The organism is Pseudomonas sp. Tof1, assembly GCF_055390395.1.
Map to the genome: position 1 here is coordinate 5,923,867 of NZ_AP024344.1, position 22,824 is coordinate 5,946,690.

The 22,824-nt window shown below is 65.0% G+C and carries 23 protein-coding genes and 1 pseudogene; 13 read left to right on the forward strand and 11 right to left on the reverse strand.

Annotated features, from left to right (window positions below; all coding sequences use genetic code 11):
- Positions 1–3: 3 nt before the first annotated feature.
- The 3 genes and pseudogenes from ACZ5KU_RS26675 to ACZ5KU_RS26685 form a co-directional block, all read right to left on the reverse strand.
- Positions 4–944, reverse strand: a pseudogene (locus tag ACZ5KU_RS26675) (AEC family transporter).
- 72 nt (positions 945–1,016) lie between these two features.
- Positions 1,017–1,490: a WbuC family cupin fold metalloprotein gene (locus ACZ5KU_RS26680; protein WP_054060696.1), complete on the reverse strand. Its 474-nt coding sequence runs from the start codon at positions 1,488–1,490 to the stop codon at positions 1,017–1,019.
- A 3-nt stretch (positions 1,491–1,493) separates the two neighbouring features.
- Positions 1,494–2,051, reverse strand: a complete 558-nt coding sequence (locus tag ACZ5KU_RS26685) for a hypoxanthine-guanine phosphoribosyltransferase (RefSeq protein WP_054060695.1) — start codon at positions 2,049–2,051, stop codon at positions 1,494–1,496.
- Between the two features lie 187 nt (positions 2,052–2,238).
- Between ACZ5KU_RS26685 and upp the strand changes: the two genes are divergently transcribed.
- Together upp and ACZ5KU_RS26695 are read left to right on the forward strand one after the other, a co-directional pair.
- Complete coding sequence (upp, locus tag ACZ5KU_RS26690) at positions 2,239–2,877, forward strand: uracil phosphoribosyltransferase (RefSeq protein WP_054060694.1); 639 nt, start codon at positions 2,239–2,241, stop codon at positions 2,875–2,877.
- A 2-nt stretch (positions 2,878–2,879) separates the two neighbouring features.
- Positions 2,880–4,154: a uracil-xanthine permease family protein gene (locus tag ACZ5KU_RS26695; protein WP_054060693.1), complete on the forward strand. Its 1,275-nt coding sequence runs from the start codon at positions 2,880–2,882 to the stop codon at positions 4,152–4,154.
- Between the two features lie 74 nt (positions 4,155–4,228).
- Here the strand turns inward: ACZ5KU_RS26695 and hemH are convergent, their stop codons facing one another.
- Positions 4,229–5,254 (reverse strand): ferrochelatase, encoded by a 1,026-nt coding sequence (hemH, locus tag ACZ5KU_RS26700; protein WP_054060692.1) that lies wholly within the window; start codon positions 5,252–5,254, stop codon positions 4,229–4,231.
- Between the two features lie 13 nt (positions 5,255–5,267).
- Positions 5,268–6,170: a TIGR01777 family oxidoreductase gene (locus ACZ5KU_RS26705; RefSeq protein ID WP_054060691.1), complete on the reverse strand. Its 903-nt coding sequence runs from the start codon at positions 6,168–6,170 to the stop codon at positions 5,268–5,270.
- 188 nt (positions 6,171–6,358) lie between these two features.
- Between ACZ5KU_RS26705 and ACZ5KU_RS26710 the strand changes: the two genes are divergently transcribed.
- The 10 genes from ACZ5KU_RS26710 (at position 6,359) to ACZ5KU_RS26755 (ending at position 15,538) form a co-directional block, all read left to right on the forward strand.
- Positions 6,359–7,345, forward strand: a complete 987-nt coding sequence (locus ACZ5KU_RS26710; RefSeq protein ID WP_273823964.1) for an NAD(P)/FAD-dependent oxidoreductase — start codon at positions 6,359–6,361, stop codon at positions 7,343–7,345.
- Positions 7,342–7,560, forward strand: a complete 219-nt coding sequence (locus tag ACZ5KU_RS26715; RefSeq protein WP_054060988.1) for a TIGR02450 family Trp-rich protein — start codon at positions 7,342–7,344, stop codon at positions 7,558–7,560. The genes ACZ5KU_RS26710 and ACZ5KU_RS26715 overlap by 4 nt, the downstream gene beginning before the upstream one ends.
- Positions 7,561–7,673: 113 nt before the next feature.
- Positions 7,674–8,642 carry a YbgA family protein gene (locus tag ACZ5KU_RS26720; protein WP_054060987.1) on the forward strand — a complete coding sequence of 323 codons (969 nt, stop codon included), beginning with the start codon at positions 7,674–7,676 and terminating at the stop codon, positions 8,640–8,642.
- A gap of 2 nt (positions 8,643–8,644) precedes the next feature.
- Complete coding sequence (locus ACZ5KU_RS26725) at positions 8,645–9,580, forward strand: MerR family transcriptional regulator (protein WP_054060986.1); 936 nt, start codon at positions 8,645–8,647, stop codon at positions 9,578–9,580.
- A gap of 25 nt (positions 9,581–9,605) precedes the next feature.
- The gene (gene phrB, locus ACZ5KU_RS26730) at positions 9,606–11,051 is read left to right on the forward strand and encodes a deoxyribodipyrimidine photo-lyase (protein WP_464736477.1); all 1,446 of its coding nucleotides are present in this window, start codon (positions 9,606–9,608) and stop codon (positions 11,049–11,051) included.
- Positions 11,044–11,466: a nuclear transport factor 2 family protein gene (locus ACZ5KU_RS26735; protein ID WP_054060984.1), complete on the forward strand. Its 423-nt coding sequence runs from the start codon at positions 11,044–11,046 to the stop codon at positions 11,464–11,466. The genes phrB and ACZ5KU_RS26735 overlap by 8 nt, the downstream gene beginning before the upstream one ends.
- Complete coding sequence (locus tag ACZ5KU_RS26740) at positions 11,463–12,245, forward strand: SDR family NAD(P)-dependent oxidoreductase (RefSeq protein ID WP_054060983.1); 783 nt, start codon at positions 11,463–11,465, stop codon at positions 12,243–12,245. The genes ACZ5KU_RS26735 and ACZ5KU_RS26740 overlap by 4 nt, the downstream gene beginning before the upstream one ends.
- On the forward strand, positions 12,242–13,483 hold the full coding sequence (locus tag ACZ5KU_RS26745) for an NAD(P)/FAD-dependent oxidoreductase (RefSeq protein WP_464736478.1): 1,242 nt from the start codon (positions 12,242–12,244) through the stop codon (positions 13,481–13,483). The genes ACZ5KU_RS26740 and ACZ5KU_RS26745 overlap by 4 nt, the downstream gene beginning before the upstream one ends.
- Positions 13,480–14,280 carry a DUF1365 domain-containing protein gene (locus ACZ5KU_RS26750; RefSeq protein ID WP_054060981.1) on the forward strand — a complete coding sequence of 267 codons (801 nt, stop codon included), beginning with the start codon at positions 13,480–13,482 and terminating at the stop codon, positions 14,278–14,280. The genes ACZ5KU_RS26745 and ACZ5KU_RS26750 overlap by 4 nt, the downstream gene beginning before the upstream one ends.
- Positions 14,267–15,538: an SAM-dependent methyltransferase gene (locus tag ACZ5KU_RS26755; RefSeq protein WP_054060980.1), complete on the forward strand. Its 1,272-nt coding sequence runs from the start codon at positions 14,267–14,269 to the stop codon at positions 15,536–15,538. The genes ACZ5KU_RS26750 and ACZ5KU_RS26755 overlap by 14 nt, the downstream gene beginning before the upstream one ends.
- An 11-nt stretch (positions 15,539–15,549) precedes the next feature.
- Here the strand turns inward: ACZ5KU_RS26755 and ACZ5KU_RS26760 are convergent, their stop codons facing one another.
- The 6 genes from ACZ5KU_RS26760 to hemA form a co-directional block, all read right to left on the reverse strand.
- Positions 15,550–16,068, reverse strand: coding sequence for an acyloxyacyl hydrolase (locus ACZ5KU_RS26760; protein WP_054060979.1), 519 nt, complete (start codon positions 16,066–16,068; stop codon positions 15,550–15,552).
- 108 nt (positions 16,069–16,176) lie between these two features.
- A complete protein-coding gene (gene murI / locus ACZ5KU_RS26765; RefSeq protein ID WP_416770535.1) occupies positions 16,177–16,968 on the reverse strand; it encodes a glutamate racemase in 792 nt (263 codons plus the stop codon).
- Positions 16,961–17,716 (reverse strand): molybdopterin-synthase adenylyltransferase MoeB, encoded by a 756-nt coding sequence (locus ACZ5KU_RS26770; protein WP_416770537.1) that lies wholly within the window; start codon positions 17,714–17,716, stop codon positions 16,961–16,963. The genes murI and ACZ5KU_RS26770 overlap by 8 nt, the downstream gene beginning before the upstream one ends.
- Positions 17,710–18,540: a peptide chain release factor N(5)-glutamine methyltransferase gene (prmC, locus tag ACZ5KU_RS26775; protein ID WP_054061764.1), complete on the reverse strand. Its 831-nt coding sequence runs from the start codon at positions 18,538–18,540 to the stop codon at positions 17,710–17,712. The genes ACZ5KU_RS26770 and prmC overlap by 7 nt, the downstream gene beginning before the upstream one ends.
- A complete protein-coding gene (gene prfA, locus ACZ5KU_RS26780; protein ID WP_054060645.1) occupies positions 18,541–19,623 on the reverse strand; it encodes a peptide chain release factor 1 in 1,083 nt (360 codons plus the stop codon).
- A complete protein-coding gene (gene hemA / locus ACZ5KU_RS26785; RefSeq protein ID WP_054060644.1) occupies positions 19,620–20,909 on the reverse strand; it encodes a glutamyl-tRNA reductase in 1,290 nt (429 codons plus the stop codon). The genes prfA and hemA overlap by 4 nt, the downstream gene beginning before the upstream one ends.
- 186 nt (positions 20,910–21,095) lie before the next feature.
- Here hemA and ACZ5KU_RS26790 point away from each other — a divergent pair, with 186 nt between their 5' ends.
- The gene (locus ACZ5KU_RS26790) at positions 21,096–22,820 is read left to right on the forward strand and encodes a tetratricopeptide repeat protein (RefSeq protein WP_464736479.1); all 1,725 of its coding nucleotides are present in this window, start codon (positions 21,096–21,098) and stop codon (positions 22,818–22,820) included.
- The last annotated feature ends 4 nt before the right edge of the window (positions 22,821–22,824 follow it).

The window sequence follows — 22,824 nt, forward strand, 5'->3', positions numbered from 1 at the left end:
GACTCAGATCCAGCCCCCCCACTGCAGGACGAAAATGCCGATGTTCGTCGTGACCGCCGCCATCAGCGTGGTGATCACGATGATCGCGGCCGCCAGTTCGTGGTTGCCATTGGCGGCACGGGCCATGACAAAACTGGCCGCCGCGGTCGGGCTGCCGAAGTAGAGAAACAGGATGCCCAGTTCCGCCCCACGGAAGCCGCAGAGCCAGGCACCCAGGGTCGAGAACAGCGGCATGCCGACCATCTTCACCAGGCTGGCGCTCAACGCCATGTCGCCACTCTTGCGCAACGCCGCCAGCGACAGGGTGCCGCCGATGCAGATCAGCGCCAGCGGCAGGGTCATCTGCGCCAGGTAGTTGCCGGACGTTTCCAGCCAACCGGGCAGGCCGATCTGGAAGTAGGCAAAGGGCGCCGCCGCGATCACGCTGATGATCAGCGGGTTGCTCAGCACACTCTTGCTGATGCTCCACGGGTCGGACTTGATCACCGGGCTGTAGACCGCCAGGACGATGGTCGACAGGGTGTTGTAGAACAGGATCACCAACGCGGCGAGGATCGCCCCGAGGGAAATGCCGTAGTCGCCATACAGGCTGGCCGCCAGTGCCAGGCCAATCACCCCGTTGTTGCCACGAAAGGCGCCCTGGGTGTAGATCCCGCGGTCTTCCCGGGGCAGCGCCAGATCGCCCAGCCCCAGGCCCCGGCGAAGGTCACCAGGGTGGCGACGACGAAGTAGCCCAGCACACCGGGCTTGAGGGCCGAATGCAGGTCGGCGTGAAGGATGCCGAGGAACAGCAGCGCCGGCATGTTGACGTTGAATACCAGTGCCGAGGCGGTGTGGATGAAGTTGTCGTTGATCCAGCCCACGCGCTTGAGCGCCACGCCGAGGAACAACATGGCGAAGACCGGAGCGGTGATGGTCAGTGTATCGAGAAAGATGGCCAGCATTGCCCTGAGAATCCGTTGCCCGTCGTTAGGAGGCTAATGATACGGCAAAGCGGGCCATCCTGCCCGAGCGGCTCAGTTGAACTGCGCGCGCATCCAGGCCTGGTACTGAGCGACTCCGGCCTCGCCCTCACGCGGGGCCCAGGCGGCCATCTCGCCCTCGCCCACCGGACGATACGGGCCCGCCTTGCACTCGAACATCACGGTATCGGGCTCAAGCACCACCAGGCCGTGGAACACGCCGGCCGGCAAGTCCACCGCCGGGCATTCGCCACCGGCCTGCAGGACGCGCCGGGTAACGACCTGACCGTCCTCGTCGAACACCAGCAGGCCCAGGCTGCCACGCAGCACCAGCAGGGTTTCCGCCTTGTCCGCGCTCAGGTGCCGATGGGGCGGCACATAAGTGCCCGGCTGCAGGCCGACCGCCATGCGGTGGCACGGCTCGTCCATCTCATGGAAGTTGTGGTGCGTGCGCCCACGGGGACTGGCCGCCGCCTTCGCGGCCAGGTCGGCGAACAACGCAGCGTCGAGAAAGCTGGGGCCGGCCATGGGTTACAGGCCCTTGACGGCAAAGATGCCGGCAGCGTTACGCCAGTAGCCCTTGTAGTCCATGCCATAACCGAAAATGTAGCGGTCGATGCACGGCAGCCCGACGTAGTCGGCCTTGAGGTCCGGCCGGGCCTTGCGGTCGTGTTCCTTGTCGATCAGGACGGCGGTGTGCACCTGGCGGGCACCGGCGTGCTTGCAGAAATCGATGATCGCGCCGAGGGTATGACCCTCGTCGAGAATGTCGTCGATGATCAGTACGTCACGATCGATGAACGAGACTTCCGGCTTGGCCTTCCAGAACAGCTCGCCGCCGCTGGTTTCGTTACGGTAGCGGGTGGCGTGCAGGTAGGACGCTTCCAGCGGGAAATCCAGGTGGGGCAGCAATTTGCCGGAGAAGATCAGGCCGCCGTTCATCACGCAGAATACCACCGGGTTGCGCTCGGCCAGGTCGGCGTTGATCTGGGCGCCGACACGGGCGATGGCCGCCTCGACTTCAGCGTTGGTGTACAGGCAGTCGGCTTCGCGCATGACTTGACGGATATGCTCGAGATCAGCGGACATGGCGCTCTCCAAAGGGTGCTCAAAGGGGACTCGCACAGGGGGCTGCGCAAGAAAAGCGGGCAAAGGTACGCACCCGCGCAGGTCAGATCAAGCGTTTCTGGACTAACGTACTACGGGTCTATAGGACATAAACCCCGGATAGATTAATCTAGGCCGGTTTTTTTGCCCGCCCTCGGAGCCTTTCCCTATGCCCATCCGTGAGATCCGCCACCCGCTGATCCGTCACAAGCTCGGCCTCATGCGCCGCGCAGACATTAGCACGAAGAACTTCCGTGAGCTTGCCCAGGAAGTCGGAGCGTTGCTGACCTATGAGGCGACCAAGGACCTGCCCCTCGAAACCTATGACATCGAAGGCTGGTGCGGCACCGTACAAGTCGAGAAAATCGCCGGTAAGAAAATTACCGTGGTACCGATCCTGCGTGCCGGTATCGGCATGCTCGAAGGCGTACTCAGCCTGATCCCGGGCGCCAAGGTCAGCGCCGTGGGCGTGGCCCGCAACGAGGAAACCCTCGAAGCCCATACCTACCTGGAAAAACTGGTGCCGGAAATCGACGAGCGCCTGGCGATGATCATCGACCCGATGCTCGCCACCGGCGGCTCGATGGTCGCCACCATCGACCTGCTGAAGAAGGCCGGCTGCAAGGAGATCTGCGCCATGGTGCTGGTCGCCGCGCCGGAAGGTATCGCCGCGGTCGAGAAGGCCCACCCCGACGTGACCCTCTACACCGCATCCGTCGACCAGAAACTCAACGAACACGGCTACATCATTCCAGGCCTGGGCGATGCCGGCGACAAGATTTTCGGCACCAAGCAGAAGGACGCCTGAACATGCGGGATGAGTTCAACGACCCGCTCTGGCGCACGGTGCTGTCCGGTGCGCAGATGCTCTTCGTAGCGTTCGGCGCACTGGTGCTGATGCCGCTGATCACCGGCCTGGACCCGAACGTCGCGCTGTTCACGGCGGGCCTGGGGACTCTGCTGTTCCAGCTGGTCACCGGCCGTCAGGTGCCGGTGTTCCTGGCGTCGAGCTTCGCCTTCATCACCCCGATCATTCTCGCCAAGGGCCAGTTCGGCCTCGCTGCGACCATGGGCGGCGTGATGGCGGCGGGCTTCGTCTACACCTTCCTGGGCCTGGCGGTGAAGATCAAGGGCACCGGCTTCATCGACCGGCTGCTGCCGCCGGTGGTGATCGGCCCGGTGGTGATTTCCATCGGCCTGGCCATGGCGCCGATCGCCGCCAACATGGCGATGGGCAAGGCCGGCGATGGCAGCGAGCTGATCCCCTACCGCACGGCGATGCTGATCTCCATGCCGGCGCTGCTGACCACCCTGATCGTCGCGGTGTTCGGCAAGGGGATTTTCCGCCTGGTGCCGATCATCTCCGGCGTGCTGGTGGGCTTCGCCCTGTCGTTCTACTTCGGCGTGGTCGACACCGCGAAGATCGCCGCGGCGCCCTGGCTGGCGCTGCCGAACTTCACCGCACCGGAATTCAACTGGCAGGCGATCCTGTTCATCGTACCGGTGGCCCTGGCCCCGGCCATCGAGCATATCGGCGGGGTGATCGCGGTCGGCAGCGTGACCGGTCGCGACTACCTGAAGAAGCCGGGCCTGCATCGCACCCTGCTGGGTGACGGTCTGGCCACCACCGCGGCCGGCCTGTTCGGTGGCCCGCCCAACACCACCTATGCCGAAGTGACCGGCGCAGTGATGCTGACCAAGAACTACAACCCGAAGATCATGACCTGGGCGGCGCTCTTCGCCATCGCCCTGGCGTTCATCGGCAAGTTCGGCGCGCTGCTGCAGAGCATCCCGGTACCGGTGATGGGCGGGATCCTCTGCCTGCTGTTCGGCTCGATCGCAGCGGTGGGCATGAACACCCTGATCCGCCACAGGATCGACCTGGGCGAAGCGCGCAACCTGGTGATCGTCTCGGTCACACTGGTGTTCGGCATTGGTGGTGTGCTGGTCGGCAGTGGTACCGGCCCCGACGATTTCGGCCTGAAGGGCATCGCCCTGTGCGCCGTCGTCGCGATCGCGCTGAACCTGATCCTACCGGGCAACGACGGCTGGAAGAAGAACAGGGCCGACGAGCCGCTGGCATAACCTCACCACGCCCCCCCTGCAGGAGACGGGCTTGCCCGCGAAGCGCTTGGCGGCTTCAAGGGCAAGCCCGGCTCCTACAGGGAACGCGGAGCCCGCTCACAGAGCGTGTTCAGCGCCATCGCCCACTGCGGGTCATCGTTCAGGCACGGTACCAGCACCAACTCCTCGCCGCCCGCCTCGATGAACTGCTCGCGCCCACGGTCACCGATCTCCTCCAGGGTCTCGATGCAGTCGGCGACGAACGCCGGGCACATCACCAGAAGCTTCTTCACTCCGGCCTTGGCCAGTTCATCCAGGCGTGCCTCGGTGTAGGGCTCGATCCACTTCGCCCGCCCCAGCCGGGACTGGAACGAGACCGACCACTGCCCGTCCGCCAAGCCCATGTGCTCGGCAAACGCCGCCGCCGTACGCAGACATTGGGCGCGGTAACAGGTGGCAAGCACCGCTGGCGAGGCATTCCGGCAGCAGTCCGCATCCTTGAGGCAATGGCTGCCGGTGGGATCGAGCTTGGTCAGGTGGCGCTCCGGCAAACCGTGGAAGCTGAGCAGCAAATGATCGAAGCCCTGTTCCAGGTGCGGCCGGGTGCTGGCGACCAGCGCCTCGATGTATTCCGGCTGGTCGTAGAACGGCTGCAGGATGGAAAACTGCACATCCAGCCTCCGCTCCCTGACCACCCGCCGCGCCTCTTCGATCACCGTGGTCACCGTGCTGTCGGCAAACTGCGGATACAACGGCGCCAGCGTCACCTGGCGGATGCCCTGTGCCGCCAACCGGGTCAGCGTCGACTCGATCGACGGTTCGCCATAACGCATCGCCAGTTCCACCGGCCCATGCTGCCATTGCTCGGTCATGCGCTGCTGCAGACGTCGGCTCAGCACCACCAGCGGCGACCCTTCCTCCCACCAGATCGAGGCATAGGCATGGGCCGACTGCTCGGGCCGCTTGATCAGGATCAGCGACACCAGCAGGCGCCGGATCGGCCAGGGCAGATCGATCACGTACGGATCCATCAGAAACTGATTGAGGTAGCTGCGCACGTCCGCCACCGAAGTAGAGGCCGGCGAGCCCAGGTTGACCAGTAGCAACGCGTGATCGGTCATGCAATGTCCTATATCAGAGGCGACCCGACAGATCGTCGAGGGCCGCGGGCAGATCGGTGAACTGAAACTCGAACCCTGCCGCCAGCAGGCGCTTGGGCACGGCACGCTGGCCGCCCAGCAACAACTGCGACAACTCGCCGAGGCCGACCCGCAGCAGCGGAGCCGGCAGCGGGATCAGCGCCGGACGGTGCAACACCCGTCCCAGCGCCCTGGCGAAGTCGCGATTGCGCACCGGCCTGGGCGCGCAGGCATTATAAGGACCGCTGGCATCGCTGCGGTGCAGAAGAAAATCAATCAGGGCGATTTGATCCCGCAGGTGAATCCACGGCATCCACTGCCGGCCATTGCCGATCGGGCCGCCCAGGCACCATTTGAACGGCGGCAGCAGGCGCGACAAAAAGCCGCCCTCGGCCGCCAGCACCAGGCCGGTTCGCACCAGCACCACGCGCATGCCGAGGGCCTGCGCACGTTGCGCGGTCTCCTCCCAGGCAATGCACAACTGGCTGGCGAAATCCTCGCTGACCGGTGGTGAATCCTCGCTCAGCTCACGCTCGCCACCATCGCCATACCAACCCACCGCCGAGCCGGAAAGCAACACCGCCGGGCGTTGCTCCAGGCCTTCGAGCCAGGTCAGCAGGGTTTCGGTCAGCTGGATCCGACTGCTCCACAGCAGCGCCTTGCGCCGATGGGTCCAGGGACGCTCGGCGATCGGCGCACCGGCCAGATTGACCACCGCATCCAGCGGCTCGCCGGCCAACTCCTCCAGATGCCGCACGCCACGCACCTGGGCTCCGCACAGGCGGGCAACCTCCTCGGGCCGGCGACTCCACACCGTCAGGTGATGACCTTGCGCCAACCAGTGCTCGCACAACCGACGCCCGATCAAACCAGTACCGCCTGTCAGCAATATGTGCATGAGAGCGTCCTCGCGTAACGTTTTGCCAAGAGCGTTAGTCTACTTTTATAGGCAAGGCTCTTTTCTTTTCGACTGTTTTAACAATAGGACAGCTTCAGACGACAGGATGGTCGCGACTTATACCTAAAAATAAGATTGTACAGGTTTTACCGACGGCGTAGTCTGTGCAAACAGGTAACGAGGTCCCTATGACTGTACCTATCGCAATAATCGGTGCCGGTATCGCCGGACTGTCAGCCGCTCGCGCGTTACACGATGCCGGGCACGCCATCGAGCTGTTCGACAAAAGCCGCGGCAGCGGCGGGCGCATGTCGAGCAAACGCAGCGACGCCGGGTCGCTGGACATGGGCGCCCAATATTTCACGGCCCGCGACCGCCGCTTCGTCAACGAAGTGCAGCGCTGGCAAGGCCAGGGCTGGGTCGCCGAATGGGCGCCAAAGCTCTACACCTGGCAGAACGGCCAGCTCAATCTATCGCCGGACGAACAGACCCGCTGGGTCGGCACCCCGCGCATGAGCGCCATCACCCGCGGCCTGCTCGGCGATCTGCACAGCCACTTCAGCTGTCGGATCACCGAAGTCTTCCGGGGTGAACAGCACTGGCACCTGCAGGATGCCGAAGGGGTCACCCACGGCCCGTTCAGTCACGTCGTCATCGCCACACCGGCGCCCCAGGCCACCGCGCTGCTCGCTGCCGCGCCGAAGCTCGCCGGTGCCGCCGCGGGGGTCCAGATGGAGCCGACCTGGGCGGTCGCCCTGGCCTTCGAGAGCGCGCTGGAGACGCCCATGGAAGGCTGCTTCGTGCAGGACAGCCCGCTCGACTGGCTGGCCCGCAACCGCAGCAAGCCGGGGCGCGACAACCGTCTCGACACCTGGGTCCTGCATGCCACCAGCAGTTGGAGCAAGCAGCACCTGGACCTGTCCAGGGAAGCGGTGATCGAGCACCTGCACGGCGCGTTCGCCGAACTGCTGCACATCACCATGCCCGCCCCGGCCTTCACCCTTGCCCACCGCTGGCTCTATGCACGGCCGGCCGGTGCCCGCGAATGGGGGGCGCTGGCCGACGCCGACCTGGGCCTGTACGTGTGCGGCGACTGGTGCATGTCCGGCCGGGTCGAAGGCGCCTGGCTCAGCGGCCAGGAAGCCGCCCGCCGGCTGCTGGAACACCAGGCATGAATCGCATCAACCCACGCAAACTGCTGCTGTCGAAGTGGACAGCAGCCCGGCCGGAGAACCGGGAAAGACATTTCCTGGTCACCGAGCTGTTCCACGATGAAACCGGCACGCTATTGCTGGAGCTGGAACTGCAGGCGGTACTGACCCGCCGCAACCAGCGCATCCCCTGGCAACAGTTGCAGAACGCCGAACGCTGGCGCATGGGCTGGCGATAAGCGGACCAGGGCAATCCTGTACAAAGAATTTGACTTGTACAAGATAGAACCTATGATGAAACTTAGTTGTACAAGAATTCACGCTTGTACAAGTAAATCGTCGAGGTTCTGCAATGCCCACGTCCAGCGTCTCCCGCACCAAACCGAAGATCGCCATCAGCGCCTGCCTGATGGGTGCCGAAGTGCGCTACAACGGCGGGCACAAGGAATCGCGGCTGTGCAGCCAGAGCCTCAGCGAGCATTTCGATTTCCTCCCGGTCTGCCCGGAAGTGGCGATCGGCCTGGGCACACCGCGCGAGCCGATCCGTCTGGTCGGTGACCCGCAGCAGCCCAGGGCCGTGGGCACGGTCCATGGGGAGCGGGACGTCAGCCGGGCGCTGACCGACTACGGCACGCGCATGGCGAATGAACTGACGGATATCTGCGGCTACATCTTCATGCAGAAATCCCCGTCCTGCGGACTGGCGCGGGTCAAGGTCTACCAGGATCGCGGACGGCCCGCCGAGCACGCCGGTCGTGGCCTGTTCGCCGCCGCCTTCTGCGCCCTGCATCCCGACCTGCCGGTGGAGGAAGAGGGCCGCCTGAACGACCCGGTGCTGCGCGAGAACTTCCTGACCCGGGTGTTCGCCTACGCCGACTGGCAGCAACTGCTCGCCGCTGGCCTGAGCCGACGCGCCCTGACCGAATTTCACTCGCGCCACAAATACCTGCTGATGGCCCACAACCCGGAGCAGTACAAGGTACTGGGCAACCTGCTGGGCAGCATGGGCAGGGCCGATCCGAACGAGATCGGCCCGCACTACTTCAGCCAGTTGATGAGCGCCCTGAAGAAATGCGCCACCCGCCGCACCCACACCAACGTCCTGCAGCACCTGAGCGGCTACCTGAAGCATTCCATCAGCGCCGAGGACAAGCAGGAAATGCAGCAGGTCATCGGCCAGTACCGCCTCGGCATCGTCCCGCTGGTGGTGCCGCTGACCCTGCTCAAGCACCACTTCCGCCAATACCCCGATCCCTACGTGGGCCTGCAGGTCTATCTGCAACCCCACCCGGAAAACCTCAGCCTGCGAAACTCGATCTGATCATGTCCAAGCCTCTCCCCGAAGACGATGAGTCCCATCCCGACTATGTCAGCGCCCTGGCCGCCGGCTGGCTGCCGATTCGCGAAGTCGCCCGGCAGACCGGGGTCAATGCCGTCACCCTGCGTGCCTGGGAACGTCGCTATGGCCTGATCGTGCCCCATCGCACGGCCAAGGGTCATCGGTTATTCTCCGCCGACCACGTGCAACGCATCCAGGCGATCCTGACCTGGCTGAATCGCGGCGTGGCGGTGCGCCAGGTCAAGCAGTTGCTCGACGCCCCGCAACCGCCCGCCGAGGCGCCGGAAAACGACTGGCACCGGTTGCACCAGGACCTGGTCCAGGCCATCGGCCGCCTGGACGAGCGCCAGGTCGACGACCGTTTCAACCAGGCGATGTCGCTGTACCCGCCGCGCACCGTCTGCGAACAGTTGCTGATCCCGCTGCTGGCCGAACTCGAACAGCGCTGGCAGGGCCAGTTCGGCGGACAGATGGAGCGGGTGTTCTTCCATTCCTGGCTGCGCAGCAAGCTGGGCGCACGGATCTACCACAACAACCGCCAGCTCAGGGGCCAGCCGCTGCTGCTGGTCAACCAGTCGGACCTGCCGCTCGAACCCCACCTGTGGCTGACCGCCTGGCTGGCGAGCAGCGCCGACTGCCCGGTGGAAGTCTTCGACTGGCCGGTGCCACCCGGCGAACTGGCGCTGGCCGTCGAACAGCTCAAGGCCCGCGCGTTGCTGCTGTATTCCAGCAAGACCCTGAATCTGGCGGCGCTGCCCAGGCTGATCGGCGGGATCGAACAACCCGTACTGATCGCCGGTGCCTCGGTGTGCATCCACGCCACCGAACTGTCCGCCTGTACTGACGACCACCCCGGACTGAGCCTCGCCCAGGATCCGTTGGCGGCCTGCCAGAGCCTCACCCGGCTCGGCCTGCTCTGATGCTCCCCGGCCCCAAGGAATGACTATGCAATTGTTCTGGCTGCGCACCGACCTGCGCCTGCATGACAACACCGCGCTCAGCGCCGCGGCCCGCAGCGGGCCAACGGTGGCGGTGTACCTGCTCACTCCCGGGCAATGGCGGGCCCATGACGATGCACCGTGCAAGGTCGACTTCTGGCTGCGTAACCTGCACGAACTGGGCCAGGCGCTGGCCGGGCTGAACATCCCGCTGCTGATCCGCCACGCGGATACCTGGGACCAGGCCCCCGCCGTCCTGCTCGAACTGTGCCAGTCGCTGGGCATTGATGCCGTGCACGTCAACGAGGAATATGGCGTACACGAAACCCGCCGCGACCACGCCGTGAGCAAGACCGTCGAGGCCCACGGCATCGCCTTCCACAGCCATCTCGACCAACTGTTCTTCCGCCCGGGCAGTGTCCTGACCCGTACCGGCGGCTACTTCCAGGTCTTCAGCCAGTTCCGCAAGGTCTGCTACAGCCGCCTGCATGGCGCCTTACCGGCGTTGGTCCCGGCCCCTGCGACCCAGGCGCCCCTGCCGATCGGGAGCGACCCGGTTCCGGCCGCGATCGACGGTTTCGACAGCCCCTCCCAAGCCTTGCGCGACCTCTGGCCCGCCGGTGAAAGCGAAGCCCGGCGACGTCTGGAGCACTTCGCCGACCAGCAGATCGACGCCTACCAGAGCGAACGCGACTTCCCGGCCAAGCCCGGCACCAGCCAACTCTCCGCCTACCTGGCCGCTGGGGTGGTGTCCCCGCGCCAATGCCTGCACGCGGCCCTGCAAAGCAACCAAGGCGAGTTCGACAGCGGCAACGCCGGCGCCATCACCTGGATCAATGAACTGCTCTGGCGCGAGTTCTACAAACATATCCTGGTCGGTTATCCGCGGGTCTCGCGGCATCGCGCGTTCCGCCCGGAGACCGAAGCCGTGGCCTGGCGCCATGCGCCCCGGGACCTGGAGGCCTGGCAGCAGGGCCGCACCGGCCTGCCGATCATCGACGCCGCCATGCGCCAGTTGCTCGACACCGGCTGGATGCACAACCGCCTGCGCATGGTGGTGGCGATGTTCCTGACCAAGAACCTGCTGATCGACTGGCGCGAGGGCGAGCGCTTCTTCATGCGCCATCTGATCGACGGCGACCTGGCGGCCAACAACGGCGGCTGGCAGTGGAGTTCCTCCACCGGCACCGATGCGGCGCCGTACTTCCGCATCTTCAACCCGATCAGCCAGTCGCAGAAATTCGACAGCGAAGGCCTGTTCATCAAGCACTGGCTGCCGGAACTGGCGGCGCTGAACAAAAAGGACGTGCACAACCCGGCCGCCCTCGGCGGGCTGTTCGGCGTGTCCGGTTATCCGCAGCCGATCGTCGATCTGGCCAGCAGTCGCGACCGGGCCCTGGCCGCGTTCAAGAGCCTGGCGCCGCGCCAGGATGACGGAGGTCTGCATGAGTGAGTTCCTGCGCGACTTCGCCCGGCGCTTTTGCGCCGTGGACAGGCACAACCTGGGGCTGCTCGACGAACTGTACAGCGAGGACGTGCACTTCACCGACCCGCTGCACGAGGTTCACGGCCTGCCGGCGGTGCGCCGTTATTTCGCCGACCTGTACAGCAACGTCAGCGAACTGGCGTTCGACTTCCACGGCTTCGACCCGGTTCGCGACGGCGAAGGCTACCTGCGCTGGCACATGAGCTACCGCCACCCCAGGCTGGCCGGTGGCAAGCCGATCCATGTCGAGGGCTGTTCCCATCTGCTCTGGCACGAAAAGGTCTATCGCCATCGCGATTACTTCGATGCCGGCGCCCTGCTCTACGACCACCTGCCGTTGCTCGGCTGGGCCACCGCATGGCTGAAAAGGAGAATGGCATGAGTCCCAAACCCCCACGCCGCATCTGGCTGACCGGCGCCAGCAGTGGCATCGGTGCCGCCGTGGCCGAAGTGCTGCTCAAGGGTGGCGCCCGACTGGCGGTCAGCGCACGCAATGAACAGGCCCTGGAGGAGCTCGGCGAGCGTTATCCGGGCCAGGTGCTTGTAGTTCCCGGCGACCTGACCGACAACCAGCAGGTGCGCGAGATCGGTGAACGCATCAGCCAGGCCTGGGGCGCCCTCGACACGGTGATTCTCAATGCCGGCACCTGTGAATATGTCGACGCCCGGGAGTTCGATGCCTCGGTCGTCGAACGGGTGGTACGCACCAACCTGCTCGCCAGCAGCTATTGCATCGAGACCGCCCTGCCGCTGCTGCGGGCCGGCACCACACCGCACCTGGTCGGCATCGCCAGCGCCGTGACCTTCCTGCCACTGCCGCGCGCCGAGGCCTATGGCGCCTCGAAAGCCGGCATGCGCTACCTGTTCGAATCGCTGCGCATCGACCTGGCCTACGAGGGAATCGACGTCACCATCGTCAGCCCAGGCTTCGTCGACACGCCGCTGACCCGCAAGAACGACTTCCCGATGCCGCTGAGCTGGCCTGCCGACAAGGCCGCCGAGCACATCTGCGAGAGATTGCCCCGACGGCCGCTGGAAATCGCCTTTCCGGCCCTGTTCATGGCCGGGCTCTGGCCGCTGTCACGCCTGCCCAGGCGCCTGCAACTGGCGATCGGCAAGCGCATGGCGCGCAACGGCCAACAGACCGAGGACCGCTCATGAAGATCGCCCTGATCGGCAGCGGTATCTCCGGCCTGACCTGCGCCTACCTGCTCAACCGGCAGCACTCGATCACGCTGTTCGAAGCCGCCGAATGGATCGGCGGCCACACCCATACGGTCGAAGTCACGGTCAACGGCCAACGCCATGCCATCGACACCGGCTTCATTGTCTTCAACGACTGGACCTACCCGAACTTCATCCGCCTGCTCGGCCAGCTCGGGGTCAGCCACAAGCCCACCGAAATGAGTTTTTCGGTGCATGACCCGGCCAGCGGCCTGGAGTACAACGGCAACAACCTCAACAGCCTGTTCGCCCAGCGCAGCAACCTGCTGTCGCCCGGCTTCTGGGGCATGTTGCGCGACATCCTGCGCTTCAACCGCCAGGCCCTCGCCGACCTCGAGCAACAGCGCATCGCCGCCGACACCACCCTCGGCGCCTATCTGCGCGATGGCCGCTACGGCGAACGCTTCATCCAGCACTACATCGTGCCGATGGGGGCGGCGATCTGGTCGATGTCACTGGCGGACATGCTCGGTTTCCCGTTGCAGTTCTTCGTCCGTTTCTTCAGCAACCATGGCCTGCTGTCGGTCAACGACCGTCCGCAGTGGCGGGTCATCGAGGGCGGTTCAAGCAGCTACGTGGCCCCCTTGACCGCCAGTTTTCGCCAGAACATCCGCCTCAACTGCCCGGTGACCCGGGTCGAACGCGACGAACAGGGCGTGGTTATCCACAGCGCCGCCGGCAGCGAACGCTTCGACAAGGTGGTGTTCGCCTGCCACAGCGACCAGGCCCTCGGGTTGCTGGCCGAACCGAGCGAGGCCGAGCGGCAGATCCTCGGTGCCCTGCCCTACGCCGACAACGAGGTGGTGTTGCACACCGACACCCGCCTGCTGCCGCAGCGCCCACTGGCCTGGGCCAGCTGGAACTATCGCCTCGGCGGCCAGCGCCAGGCGGCAGTGACCTACAACATGAACATTCTCCAGGGTCTCGTCAGCGACACCACCTTCTGCGTCAGCCTCAACCAGACGGCCGACATAGACCCGCGCAAGGTTCTGGCCCGCTACACCTACGCCCACCCGCAATACAACCTGGCCGCCATCGCCGCGCAGCAGCGCTGGGAGGAATTGTATGGTGATCGCCATACCTACTACTGTGGCGCCTACTGGGCCAACGGTTTCCACGAAGACGGCGTGACCAGCGCCCTGCGGGTGGCCGGTGCCTTCGGGGAGCAGCTGTGAACAGCGCCCTGTACAGCGGCTGGATCAGCCACCGGCGCTTTGCGCCCAGGGGCCACGCCTTCCGCTACCGGATCGGCCTGCTGTACCTGGACCTCGCCGAGCAGGACAACGTCCTCGGCCTCTCCCCCCTGGCCGGCCGCCACCGCTTCGCGCCCTTTGCCTGGCGCGAGACCGACCACCTGTGCGCCTTCACCCGTCAGGGCATGCCGTTGATCGATGCGGTACGCCAGCAGGTTGCCCTGGCCCTCGGCCAGGCGCCGCAAGGCGCCGTGCGCCTTTTGACGCAACCACGCAGTTGGGGGTTGTCGTTCAACCCGGTGAGTTTCTTCTACTGCTTCGACAGCGACGAGCGCCTGGCGGCGATTCTCTGCGAGGTGACCAACACGCCCTGGGGCGAGCGCTACCACTACGTGCTCGCCGCCAACGGCGCGGGCCATCAGCATGTCACGGCGGCGAAGTCGTTCCATGTCTCGCCATTCCTGCCCCGCGACCTGCAATACCGTATGAGTTTCAGCCAGCCCGGCGAACGCCTCGGCGTGCACATGGCCGACTGGCAGGGCGAACTGAAGCTGTTCGATGCCACCCTCGACCTGCAACGCCAGGACCTGGACCGGGCCAGCCTGCATCGCCACCTGTGGCGCTTTCCCTGGATGAGCGCCAAGACCTGCCTGTCGATCTACTGGCAGGCCCTGCGCCTGCTGCTCAAACGGACACCCCTCTTCTCCCACCAGGCCGCCGATGGCGCCTTCAGCATTGCCACCGCGCAACCCGAGGAACAACGTCATGAAAAGTCCTAGCCTGGTGACCAGGAACAACCTGTGGAGCGCCAACCGCTTCAGCACCGGTCTGCTGCGCCGTGGCGTGCTGCGCCAGTTGAGAGCGCTGCGTCACGGCCAGTTGCTGGTGGTCGAGGACGGCGAGCGCCAGCTGTTCGGCCAGCCCGGCAGCGGCCTGCTGGGCGAGATCCATGTCCAGGACCCGGCGGCCTGGGGCCTGGTCGCCGGCAACGGCTCGATCGGCGCCGGCGAGGCCTTCATCCATGGCTACTGGACCAGCCCGGACCTGACCGCGGTGATCCGCGTGTTCGTCAGCAACCTCGACGTGCTCGATGCCATGGAAGGCGGCCTGGCCCGACTGGGAAGGCCCTTCATCCAGGGATTGCACTGGCTCAATCGCAACACCCGCCAGGGCTCGCGCAAGAACATCGCGGCTCACTACGACCTGGGCAACGACCTGTTCGAGCAGTTTCTCGATCCGACCATGATGTACTCGGCGGCGCAGTTCCTCAGCCCCGAAGACAGCCTGGAACAGGCCCAGTTGAATAAGCTGGAACGCATCTGCCAGAAGCTGGAACTGAAGCCGGGCGATCACCTGCTGGAAATCGGTACCGGCTGGGGCAGCATGGCGATCCATGCCGCCCAGCACTACGGCTGCAAGGTCACCACCACCACGCTGTCCCGCGAACAGCTGGCCTATGCCCGCCAACGCGTCGAGGCCCTGGGCCTGCAGGACCGGATCACCCTGCTGCTGGAAGACTACCGGGACCTCACCGGCCAATACGACAAGCTGGTCTCCATCGAAATGATCGAAGCCGTCGGCCATCGTTTCCTGCCCGACTACTTCCGCCAGTGCGCCCGCCTGCTCAAGAGCGACGGCCTGATGCTGCTGCAGAGCATCACCATCCGCGAGCAACGTTATGAACAGGCGAAGAACAGCGTCGACTTCATCCAGCGCTACATCTTCCCTGGCGGGGCGCTGCCCAGTGTGCAGAAGCTGCTTGAGGTGGCCGGTCAACACACCGACATGAACCTGCTGCACATGGAGGACTTCGGCCTGCACTACGCGCGCACCCTGCGCCTGTGGCACGAGAATTTCCAGCAGGCCCATCCGCGCCTGGCCGAGCTGGGCTATGACGTGTATTTCCTGCGCCTGTGGGAGTTCTACCTGTGTTACTGCGAAGGCGGTTTCCTCGAACGCGCCCTGGGCACCGCGCAACTGCTGCTGGCCAAACCGGCGGCACGGCCGCAGCCGTTGCTCGGGCGCTTCGAGGGCTGAACGACGGGACGCTACAGCGGCATCGTGTAATGCAGGGCGTAGCTTTCGATACCGTCGTTCGGCGTGCGGATACCGGCATTGGAATAGTGGGTGGCGCGAATCCCCACTTCATGCCCACCGGCAAAGCGCAGGCCGAAACCGAGACGGTCCTCGAACTGGAAGGCCGAGCCGAGCTTGTTGTCCTCGATTTCCGTGTGGGCGAAAAGCGCCACGCCGATCCCCGCCTCGATATAGGGTTTGACCGAAGCCCCGGAAAACTCGTACACGAACACCGGCGAGAACGACAGGCTGTGGTTGCTGGAGACCTTATCGCCGTCCCAGTAGGTGTAGGCGCCGTTCCAGTAGCCGGTCAGGCGACCGACATCGCTTTGCAACCAGCTTTTATCCCAATCCCATTGCAGGCCCAAGCGGTAGGTCTGGGTCGAATCGCTGGTCTGGCCAAGGGAAAACTCGACACCGGCCGCTTGTGCCGTCACGCCATACATCAGGGTCGCGGCCGTCAACGCAGCCAGACAGAACAATCTCTTCATCAGAAATATCCTATTTCAAAGGGATGTTTTACAGCGAGGAAGACCTTCAATAGAAGCGTGACGCGAGGCAGAAGTTCAGCAAATTCCAGGGCTTTTTCAAGAATTTTCCTAACGTTCGAAGCTTTCCACGCTGCCTGGCTTATTCCATAGCATCGGCAGGATCTTTCCGAGGTGATGCGGATCAGCACTGGTCCAGAACCGCGCCTCGCGGGCTGGCCCCGTGGACAACAGGTCGCGGGCCTGCAACAGGCGCTGGAGCTGCCGGGCTACTGCGGCGCCGGTGTCGATCAGGCTGATGGAGGCCGGAACCATCTCCAGCAGCAGCGGCTTGAGGAACGGATAGTGGGTGCAGCCGAGAATGATGGTGTCGCAACCGGCCGCCAGCAATGGCTCGACATAGCTGGACAACAGCTGGCGCAGGGCCTGGCTGTGCAGGTCGCCGCCCTCGATCATCTCGACCAGCCCGGGACAGGGCTGGGTGACCACCCGCACATCGTTGGCGAAGCGGTCGAGCAAGGCGGCGAACTTGGCGCTCTGCAAGGTACCGGTGGTCGCCAGCACCCCGACCACGCCACTGCGGGTGGCGGCGGCGGCCGGCTTGACCGCCGGCTCCATGCCCACCAGCGGCCAGTCCGGGTAACGCTGGCGCAGGTCGGCGACCCCGGCGACAGTGGCGGTATTGCAGGCGATCACCAATGCCTTGGCCCCCTGCTCGCGCAGGAAGCCGGCAATCACCTCGCAACGCTGGCGAATGTATTCCGGGCTTTTTTCACCGTAGGGAATGTGCCCACAGTCGGCGATATACAGCAGCGATTCGTTGGGCAGCAGGCGGTGGATTTCATTGAGTACCGACAGGCCGCCGACACCCGAGTCGAACACCCCGATCGGCGCCTCACGCATGGCGGCTACCGCAGACGCTGCACTGCGGGTCGCGCTTGACCCGTAGCTCACGGAACTTCGTACTCAAGGCATCGACCAGCAACAACCGGCCAACCAGCGGGTCGCCAAAGCCGGCGAGCAGCTTCAGCGCCTCCAGGGCTTGCAGGCTGCCGACCAATCCCACCAGCGGGCCAACCACTCCGGCCTCGCTGCAGGTCAACTCGGCTTCGCTGCCGTGGCCGTACAGGCAGTGGTAGCACGGGCTGTCGGCGCGACGCGGGTCGAACACCGACAACTGGCCTTCGAGACGGATCGCCGCTCCGCTGACCAGCGGCTTGCCGGCCGCCACGCACGCGGCGTTGACCGCCTCGCGGGTGGCAAAGTTGTCACAGCAGTCGAGCACCAGGTCGACAGCGGCGATGGCCACGCCCAGACTGTCCTCATCCAGGGCCTGGCGATGGGCGACCAGGCGCACCTCGGGGTTGAGCGCGGTCAGCCGGCGCACGGCCGAGTCGACCTTGCTCGAACCGACGCTGTCGGTGTCGTGGATGATCTGGCGTTGCAGGTTGGTCAGGTCGACGCTGTCGAAATCCGCCAGGTGCAACTCGCCCACGCCGGCGGCAGCCAGGTACAGGGCCACCGGCGCACCGAGGCCGCCAAGACCGACGATCAGCACCCGGCTGTGTTTCAGGCGCAACTGGCCGTCGATATCGACCTGTCGCAACAGGATCTGCCGGCTATAGCGCAACAGCTCCTGATCGTTCAGCACGGCAGCCGTCCCAGGCTGATGCGCTGATGACCGCCCAGGTCGGTGCGGCTGTGCACCTCGCTGAAACCTTGCGCCGCCAGCAGCCCGCGCACCGCGTCGGCCTGGTCGTAACCGTGCTCGAGCAGCAACCAGCCACCGGCCTCCAGGTGCGCGGGTGCCTGGGCGATGATCGTGCGCAGGTCATCCAGGCCATCGGCACCGGCCACCAGTGCACTGGCCGGCTCGAAGCGCACGTCACCCTCGGCCAGGTGCGGATCGGCCGCGGCGATGTAGGGGGGGTTGCTGATGATCAATTGAAAACGCAGGCCTTGCAGGGCACTGAACCAGTGACTGTGCAGCACCGTGGCGTTATCCAGGCCCAGACGCTGGCGATTGCGTTCGGCCAGGGCCACCGCTTCCGGCACGCGGTCCACCGCCGTGACCTGCCAGGCCGGGCGCTCGCTGGCCAGGGCCAGGGCAATCGCGCCGGTGCCGGTGCCGAGGTCGAGCACCCTGGCCGGGGTGGCCGGCAGCAGTTCCAGGGCGGCTTCCACCAGCAACTCGGTATCCGGGCGCGGAATCAGGGTGTGCGGCGCGACCTCCAGGTCGAGCTTCCAGAAGCCCTGCTGGCCCAGGATGTAGGCCACCGGCTCACCTTCGCGGCGGCGCTGGAGGAAATCGCCGAAGGTCTGCGCGTCCTCGCTGCTGACGATCTTTTCCGGCCAGGTGTGCAGGTAACTGCGGGATTTGCCCAGGGCCGCCGCCAGCAGCAACTCGGCGTCCAGGCGCGCGGTTGGCGAGTCGGGCAGTTCAGCGGCGCGCAGCAGGCTGGCAATAATAGTCATTCAGTCACCCAGCGCCGCCAGTTGGTCGGCCTGGTATTCGGCCAGCAGCGGTTCGATCACCGCCTCGACCCCACCGGCCATGATCTCGTCCAGGGAGTACAGGGTCAGGTTGACACGGTGATCGGTGACCCGGCCCTGGGGGAAGTTGTAGGTACGGATACGCTCGGAGCGGTCGCCGGAGCCCACCAGCAACTTGCGCTCGCTGGCAATCGCGTTGGCGGCGGCGCTGGCCTGCTGGTCATTGAGCTTGGCCGACAGCCAGGCCATGGCCCGTGCCCGGTTCTTGTGCTGGGAACGCTCTTCCTGGCACTCGACCACGATCCCGGACGGAATGTGGGTGATGCGGATCGCCGAATCGGTCTTGTTCACGTGCTGGCCGCCCGCCCCCGAGGAGCGGTAGGTGTCGATGCGCAGGTCGGCCGGGTTGATCTCGATGGCTTCCTGTTCGTCCGGCTCGGGCAACACGGCCACGGTGCAGGCCGAGGTATGGATACGCCCCTGGGACTCGGTGGCCGGTACGCGCTGCACACGATGGGCGCCCGATTCGAATTTCAGCTTGCCGTAGACATTCTCGCCCTCGACCCGGGCGATGACCTCTTTATAGCCGCCATGCTCGCCCTCGCTTTCCGAGAGAATCTCCACCCGCCAGCCGCGTTTTTCGGCGTAACGCGAGTACATGCGGAACAGATCGCCCGAGAAGATCGCCGCCTCGTCGCCGCCGGTACCGGCACGAATCTCGAGGAACACGTTGCGACCGTCGTTGGGGTCCTTGGGCAGCAGCATGCGTTGCAGGGTGGATTCCAGCTCGACCAGTTGCTCCTTGGCCTCGCGGACTTCCTCGACCGCCATTTCGCGCAGGTCCGGGTCGCTGTCCTTGAGCAGCGCCTGGGCGCCCTCGAGGTCCGCCTGCACCTTCAGCACCTGCTGGTAGGCGGCGACGATCGGCTCGACCTCGGCGTACTCCTTGGAGTAGGTGCGGAACCTGGCCTGGTCGGAAATGACCTCGCCATCGCCAAGCAAGGCGGTCAGTTCCTCGAAACGGTCCTGGAGGACGTCCAACTTTTTGAGCAGTGACGCTTTCATTGCGGTTTCTTATCCGAAAAGCTATCCGATGAGCCCTCACGGAGGGCAAAGAGTTCCTGCGCCATGGCCAGCGCATCGAGACGGCCTTCGGCGGACAACTTCTTCAGTTGCACACTGGGCGCATGCATCAACTTGTTGGTCAGGCCGCGGGCCAGTTGCATCAGCACGTCCTCGGCGCTGTTGCCATTGGCCAGCAGACGCTGGGCCTTTTGCAATTCTTCGTCACGCAGGCGCTCGCTCTGCTGGCGGTAGGCACGCAGCACATCCACCGCGGCCAGCTCGCGCAGGCGCGCCATGAAGTCGTCGACGCCGTTGCTCACCAGTTCCTCGGCCGCCTGCGCGGCGCCCTGGCGGCTCTTGAGGTTCTCGGCGACCACTTCGTGGAGATCGTCGACGGTATAGAGGTAAACGTCGTCCAACTCGCCGACTTCCGGCTCGATATCCCGGGGGACGGCGATGTCCACCATGAAGATCGGCTTGTGCTTGCGCAGCTTCAGTGCGCTTTCCACGGCGCCCTTGCCGAGAATCGGCAACTGGCTGGCGGTGGAGCTGATGACGATGTCGCTGTGCACCAGCTCCTGGGGAATGTCGGCCAGCAGCACCGCATGGGCACCGAACTCCTCGGCAAGGGTCTTGGCCCGCTCCAGGGTCCGGTTGGCCACCACGATACGCTTGACGCCCTGCTCGTGCAGGTGGCGGGCGACCAGGGTGATGGTCTCGCCGGCACCGATCAGCAGCGCGGTGCTGCGCTGCAGGTCGCTGAAAATCTGTTTCGCCAGGCTGACGGCGGCAAACGCCACCGACACCGGGTTCTCGCCGATGGCGGTATCGGTGCGCACCTGCTTGGCGGCGCTGAAGGTGGCCTGGAACAGCCGCCCGAGCAGCGGACCGACGGTTCCGGCTTCGCGTGCCACGGCATAGGCCGACTTCATCTGGCCGAGAATCTGCGGCTCGCCGAGCACCAGCGAATCCAGCCCGGAGGCGACACGCATCATGTGACGAACGGCCGCATCGTCCTCGTGCACATAGGCGCTGGCACGCAGCTCTTCCAGGCTCAGGTGGTGATAATCGGCCAGCCAGCGCAGTACCGTCTCCGCCGCCAGGTGATCCTGTTCCACATACAGTTCGCTGCGATTGCAGGTGGAGAGGATAGCGGCTTCCCGGCTGTCGGTCAGACGGCAGAGCTGCTGCAGCGCCTCCACCAACTGCTCGGGAGTGAACGCCACGCGCTCGCGCACGTCTACGGAGGCCGTCTTGTGGTTGATGCCGAGTGCGAGGAAGGCCATTCAAGGTCGCTGATGATGTCGAGAAGCCGACAATTGTCCTACTTCACCCGGTTCAGAACAACCACCGCCGACTATTGTCATAATCGAACGTTGCTATTAGTGCCCCCGGTGAGCGGTCTCGGGTATGGTTCTGCCCACCGCTTGTGTCATGATGGCCCGACCGCAGGTTAGTTGCCCTTCTCCTATATGAATAGATCGTCCGCGTTGCTTCTCGCTTTTGCCTTCCTCAGCGGCTGCCAGGCCCTGGCACCCGTGTCGCCGGCCCATACACCGCCGGCCGAGGAAACCACGGCGGCCCCGGAAAAGCCCAAGGTCTACGGCTCCTTCAGTGAAGACACGGTCTTCAGCCTGCTGAGCGCGGAACTGGCCGGACAGCGAAATCGTTTCGATATTGCCCTGGACAACTACGTCACCCAGGCGATTAACACCCAGGACCCGGGCATCTCCGAGCGCGCCTTCCGCATCGCCGAGTACCTGGGTGCCGACCAGGCCGCCCTCGACACCTCGCTGATCTGGGCGAAAAACGCCCCGGACGATCTCGAAGCACAGCGTGCGGCCGCCATCCAGCTGGCCCGCGGCGGGCGTTATGACGATTCCATGGTCTATATGGAGAAAGTCCTGCAGGGCAAGGGCGATACCCACTTCGACTTCCTCGCCCTGTCGGCCGCCGACACCGACCAGGACACCCGCAACGGCCTGATGAAGAGCTTCGACCGCCTGCTGGTCAGGCATCCGAAGAACGGCCAGCTGATTTTCGGCAAGGCCCTGCTGCTGCAACAGGACGGCGACAACCAGGGCGCCCTGACGCTGCTGGAGAACAACCCGCCGGAAGATGGCGAGATCGCGCCGCTGCTGCTGCGCGCGCGCCTGCTGCAGAACCTCAATCGCGGCAAGGAAGCGATTCCGCTGCTGGAAAAAAGCATCAGGAAGTACCCGGAAGACAAGCGCCTGCGCCTGACCTATGCGCGCATGCTGGTCGAACAGGACCGCATGGCCGACGCCAAGGTGCAGTTCTCCAACCTGGTCCAGCAGTATCCGGAAGACGACGAACTGCGCTTCTCCCTGGCACTGGTCTGCCTGGAAGCCAAGGCCTGGGACGAGGCCAAGGGCTATCTCGAGGAACTGATCGCCCGTGACAGCCACGTCGACTCCGCCCATTTGAACCTCGGCCGCATCGCCGAGGAGAAAAACGACCCGCAGGGCGCCCTGGAAGAATACGAACAGGTCGGTGCGGGCAACGACTACCTGCCGGCCCAACTGCGCCAGGCCGACATCCTGGTCACCAGCGGCCGTGGCGCCGAGGCCTCGAAGCGGCTCGCCGCGGCCCGTGACGAGCAGCCGGACTACGCGATCCAGCTGTACCTGATCGAAGCCGAGATCTTCTCCGCCAACAATCAGGGCGAGCAGGCCTGGAAAGTCCTGCAACAGGCGCTGCTGCAGTATCCGGACGACCTCAACCTGCTTTACACCCGCGCCATGCAGGCGGAGAAACGCAACGATCTGGCCCAGATGGAAAAGGACCTGCGGGCGATTCTCAAGCGCGAACCGGACAACGCCATGGCCCTCAATGCCCTCGGCTACACTCTGTCCGATCGCACCACCCGCTATGCCGAAGCCAAGGAACTGATCGAAAAGGCGCACCAGTTGAACCCGGAAGATCCCGCCGTGCTCGACAGCCTCGGCTGGGTCAATTTCCGCCTGGGCAACCTTGACGAGGCCGAGCGCCTGCTGCGTCAGGCTCTGGAGCGCTTCCCCGACCAGGAGGTCGCGGCGCACCTGGGCGAAGTCCTGTGGGCCAATGGCAAGCAGGGCGAAGCCAGAAAAATCTGGGGCAGGTTCCTCAAGGACCAGCCCGACAGCCCCATCCTGCGTGGCACCATCAAACGCCTGACCGGTTCCGAGACTCTTTAAGCTT